This window comes from Candidatus Omnitrophota bacterium (assembly GCA_013791745.1).
Lineage (GTDB): Bacteria > CG03 > CG03 > CG03 > CG03 > CG03.
On the sequence record VMTH01000186.1, the window covers coordinates 1 to 4770 of the forward strand.

At 43.6% G+C, this 4770-nt stretch carries 4 protein-coding genes; all 4 read left to right on the top strand.

Annotation, left to right across the window (positions count from 1 at the left end; translation table 11 throughout):
* Positions 1–18 precede the first annotated feature (18 nt).
* A complete protein-coding gene (locus FP827_09615) occupies positions 19–1416 on the top strand; it encodes a DNRLRE domain-containing protein (protein ID MBA3053323.1) in 1398 nt (465 codons plus the stop codon).
* On the top strand, positions 1413–3086 hold the full coding sequence (locus FP827_09620; protein MBA3053324.1) for a tetratricopeptide repeat protein: 1674 nt from the start codon (positions 1413–1415) through the stop codon (positions 3084–3086). Before FP827_09615 ends, FP827_09620 begins: the two co-directional genes overlap by 4 nt.
* A 19-nt stretch (positions 3087–3105) precedes the next feature.
* Positions 3106–4554, top strand: a complete 1449-nt coding sequence (locus FP827_09625) for an NAD(P)H-hydrate dehydratase (GenBank protein ID MBA3053325.1) — start codon at positions 3106–3108, stop codon at positions 4552–4554.
* Positions 4555–4573: 19 nt separating this feature from the next.
* The coding region (locus tag FP827_09630) for a 23S rRNA (adenine(2503)-C(2))-methyltransferase RlmN (GenBank protein MBA3053326.1) at positions 4574–4770 on the top strand (197 nt) is incomplete at its 3' end.

The following is a 4770-nucleotide window of genomic DNA, read 5'->3' on the forward strand; positions in this document are numbered from 1 at the left end:
CGGTATCACATTGAGTTAATGATGCATTATTTTTCTCCGGGTATTGCCCAATACGAAAAGGGGTTTGAAGTATATAATGAAATAATTAAAAAATTCCCAAATGTTTCACCTCAATATATGATGCCGTTCACTTTGCCGACGTTGGGAGAGAACATTGTGCTCAGCGCATTTAAAAAACTGAATCAATGGGATCTCTATTTTCAAGCGAAAAAAGGACAACTTTCTAATGCCATGCTGGATGGCCCGGGAACATTAGCGCTCTTATCATCGTCATATGCGGAATATTTGTCCAAACCCAAAGAGTCGGCTGACGCGTTGTCACTGCGGCGATTTATAGAAATAATTCGATCCAACAATCAGAAACAAATTTACGCGGCTGTCATCGCTGTTGTATTCACATTGTTTATTTCAGTGATTCTGATACCAAGGGAAAAAAAGTCAAAGGTAAGAATAGTAACTATCTGCTTAATAGTGCTGTCGGTAAGTGCAGCGGTATTTTTCGCGATGTTTTTTTACAGCAGATTATTGCAAGGCAAAGCATATCAAATTAATCGCAGGAGATTAACGGTTGAAGCTGCTGCAAACGATGGTCTATCTGAAGATGTGGATATAAACAAATGGATTATGGGAATCCGCGGTGACCAAATCAATTGCGTCAGTATAAACAGTAAACTGCCGGAACAAAATTTTCAGAATAAGGAATTAAGGGTGGGGAAGGATAATATTGTGAATAGGGGCACTTGGAGGGCTTTAATAAATTTTAAAATCCCCAAAGTACAAACAACTGATTTTGTCTCAGCGAAATTATATTTGTATGGCATCTCTCCTGATTTCGCAGGGTTTTCATCTGAAGAATATTTAATATCCCCAATGGAAATTCTTGAAGTGCCGCTTGCGTGGGATTATATGCGAACAACCTGGAATAATCGTATGGAGAACACCATGTGGCAAGTTCCCGGCGGGGATATTATTGGTGAAGCCATACCCATGGACGATTTGTTATTTGACGAGAAAGGCAAGCGCTATGTGTATATGTTCGAGCTTGCTGATTTGATAAAAGAAAAAATAAAAAACGGGGAGACCGCTTGTGGGTTGCTCATAAAAGAGTATGATGAAGAAAACAGTTTTCCAAGGCAATCCAGCCAATTTTATGGGGATAACACGTCGCTTTCTCCTAAAATAGTGCTGGTGTTCAAATCAGAATCTCGCCCGGAGATAGATAATTTAATAGAATATCAATATGATTGGATTGATTTTTATAAAGTGGGAATGGATGCACTAGTGAAGAGGGACTTAGATAAAACTCTTGCTTATTGGAAAAAGTCTGCTGAACTGATAGAAGATTATTGGATAAAAATTGAAGTTCAAAAGCATATTGATATAATTAAAAAAGCTTTATCTGAAGAAATAATATGAAAAAAACAATTTTGATCCTATCGCTGTGCTTGTTTTCTACGGTAGCTTTTGCTTCTGATATCCGAAAGGTCGCAGTTTTTAAATTCCATAATTTAACAAAAAATAAAGTTCTTAAATCTTTTTCGGCGGCGGAAGCAATAGCTGTAAGCAGTTTGGATATCGGATTACTTGAAATAATGCCAAGGGAAAAACTTAAAAATGTTTTGTGGATGAAGTGGTTCTTATCAGATAAACTATTGGCGCGCATAGCAGGGAAAAAGTTAAAAGCGGAATATATCGTCACTGGCACTTTTAAAGATGCCCCGAAGGATAATTCCCCTAATTATAATTTCGGCAATGAACCAGAGGAAAAAGTGCTTTGCAGTTTTAAACTTATCAATGTTCAAACCGGAGTTGCAGAAATGAAAAGGAATGTGGAAACCGGCATAAGTTGGTTCATTGAGAATGCTGACCGAATAGATTTACAGCGAAAAATTGCCGAGACTCTTAACAACACAATTGAAGAAAAGAACGTAACCGCTGAGCCGGATATCAGAGAATTGTCCGCGGAAGAATGGTATCTGCGCGGGAAAAATTATTTTTATAATCAAGCTGAGTATGATAAGGCGGAAAAATGTTATAAAAATTCAATACTGAAAAGTAATGATAATCCCGACGTGTATTTGGATTTAGTGAGGACGCGGCTCAAAAGAAGGAATTATAGCCAGATTTTTAAAAACATAAAGACTGCTCTGGAATTATATGAAATGAAAGGCATGGAGGGCGGTGTAGCTGAATCATATATTTGTCTGGGTAATTATTATTTAGATCTGAATGATATAGGAAAAGCTTCAGAACTCTATAAAGATGCATTAGCGAGAGCTGTCAAAGGCAAGGATGATACCGCAATAGCCAGGGTAAATAATAATTTAGGTTTTCTTAAATCCAAGCAAAATAATATCCAGGAAGCATTGAGCTATTACGAAAAAGCGCTGGCAATTGCCACTCAGTGTGATAATAAATATTTGTTGCCGCTGGTGCATAGCAATATCGCCGTTGCGCATACTGATTGGTTAAAAGTTGATCCGTGGAGAAGGGGCCCATCCTCTGCTAGGGCCGAAGAGCATTTTAAAAGCGCACTAAAAATCAGCCAGAACATAAGTAATATGGGCAATACTTACATAGATTTGGGAAATCTGCATCTTACAATGAATGATAGTAATTCAGGTCTTGACTGTTATTACAAAGCGTTCCAAGCTGGTAACAGCATCGGCGATAAGGGAATTGTTACCAAAGCGTATATAAATATGGGCCGAGCGTTTGCAAGTATGGCTAACGTGTTTGGTCAAAAATACACTGATACCGCTATCTGCTTTTATAATAAAGCCTTGGGTTTATGCCAACAAATAAATTCCGATGATCTTTCCGGTGTAATTTATGCCAACCTGGGCCATGCTTATGAAACGAAAGATATTGACATGGCTATCAAATATTACGAACTGGCGTTGAAAGCGGGTTCATCAAATAGTATGGCATTAAAATATGCGTTAGCCGGGCTTTACAAAAAAAAGGAAAATTATAATAAGGCAGAGGAATTATTGTTGGAAGTTGTAAAAACTGCAAAGGATATAAATGAGCGGCTTTTCAATCAGGCTCAAGCAGAACTGCGATTGATACGTATATTGAAATGATAAAAAAGGCGAAGATATTATGAGGATACTCAAGGGCAGTGAGGTCATAGCCGCGGATAAGAGAACGATCAAAGCGGGTACGCCGGGAAGAACGCTCATGAAACGGGCGGCTTCGGGGCTGGCGGAATTCATAGATTCTCTGGACGCGAAACGCGTGGTTTTCGTCACAGGCCCCGGCAACAACGGCGCCGACGGTATCGTCGCTTCCGAACTGATAGATAAAAAAACTGAAGTTGAGAGCTTCTGCGTTTTTCCGAAGGAAAAAGTCAATTCCAATTTTCTGTGGGCTCAATCGCGCTCAGGCAGAGGCGTTGTTTTTATGCCCTCATCCGCGGCGCTCAAAGAAAGCCTGAGAAAAGCCGATTATATCGTGGACTGCATATTCGGCACCGGTTTTCACGGCCTTCCGCGGGGTAGGGCAGCCTCGGCCATAAAAGAGATCAATTCCGCGAAAAGAGCCGTCGTGTCCTGCGATGTGCCCTCGGGACTTGATTCGGACACGGGGCAGGCGCCTCTGGCTGTAAACGCTGATTTTACCGTGACCTTCGGATTCCCGAAAATGGGTCTGTTCACCGGCCGGGGCGCTGAAATTTCGGGTTCCGTCAGATGCGTGGACATAGGCCTTTCAGCACCCTCAAAAAAAACCGCCGTTCATATGACGGCGGCCCGTGATATAACCTCAAAAATCCCCGTCAGGAACAGCGGATCCCACAAATACACTTCCGGCCATGTGCTGGTTGTCGGCGGAGCCATGAAAGGCGCCGCGCGTCTTGCGGCGCTGGGCGCCCTGCGGGGCGGGGCGGGGCTCGTCACGATTGCCGGCGGCGGTGTGAAAGATTTTCCCGAGGCAATTGTCTTAAAGGACGATGCGGATATCGCGGAATACATCAAGCGGAAAAAAGTGCGGGCGATTGTTTTCGGACCCGGTTTCGGGCGTGCAAATCCCGAAAGAGCGGCCGGGATACTCGATGCCTTATCAAAAACCGCTGTGGCGAAAGTCATAGACGCCGACGGCATATTCTTCGCGAAAAAATACGGCTATCTCGGGAAACTCAAAAATTGTCTGATGACTCCCCACACGGGCGAGGCAAAACTCCTCACGAGAGGGACTCTTATCGCTCCGCGTTCATGGGATACCGTTAAAAAACTCTCTTCGGCCGTGAGGGCAGTGGTTGTCCTGAAGGGCCACAGAACGGTGATCTCCGACGGAAAAAGCGTGACGATAAACCCGACGGGGAATCCGGTCCTGGCGCTGGGCGGCACGGGGGATCTTCTCTCCGGCGCCGCGGCGGCTTTGATCGCCGGCGGCATGGGTATTTTTGACGCCGCACGGGCTGCCGTTTACGCCGAGGGCCTCGCCGGAGATCTGTTTATGAAAAAAAACGCTTCCTCGGGAGCGCTCGTCAGAGATATAGCGGCTCTTCTGCCGCGGGCCCTGAAAATTATGAAAGAAGAAAGAATGGCCTGACGGCCGAATGCCGGAGAAAATGAAAGATATTAAAAATTTGACAAGGGATGATTTAAAAGAGGTCTGTATTAGCCGCGGCGTTCCCGCCTTTCACGCGCAACAGGTGTTTGAATGGCTATACCGCAGGAGGGTTGATGATTTTTCTCTCATGCCCAACCTGCCGATTAAATTCAGGGAATATCTTAAAACGGCTTTTTGTTTTTCGCAGGTCAAAGC